Here is a 244-nt window from a genome sequence, read left to right on the forward strand (position 1 = left end):
GTCAAGGACTGCTATACGGCGCTAGGGGTGGTGCACAACCTGTGGACGCCGATTCCCAAGGAGTTCGACGACTATATCGCCAAGCCCAAGGGCAACCACTACCGCTCGCTCCATACCGCCGTCATCGGCCCGGAGGGCAAGGCGCTGGAAGTGCAGATCCGCACCTTCGAGATGCACCAGCACTCGGAGCTGGGGGTGGCCGCCCACTGGCGCTAAAAGGAAGGTGGGCGGGAGGATCCCCGCT

General features: G+C 63.9%; 1 pseudogene. It reads left to right on the forward strand.

The annotated features are described in order from the left end of the window. Positions 1-213, forward strand: a pseudogene (locus tag ACTFO6_RS19435) (hypothetical protein); the annotation flags it as partial. Positions 214-244: the final 31 nt, after the last annotated feature.

It is taken from the genome of Pelomicrobium sp. G1 (assembly GCF_051905455.1).
Lineage (GTDB): Bacteria > Pseudomonadota > Gammaproteobacteria > Burkholderiales > UBA6910 > Pelomicrobium.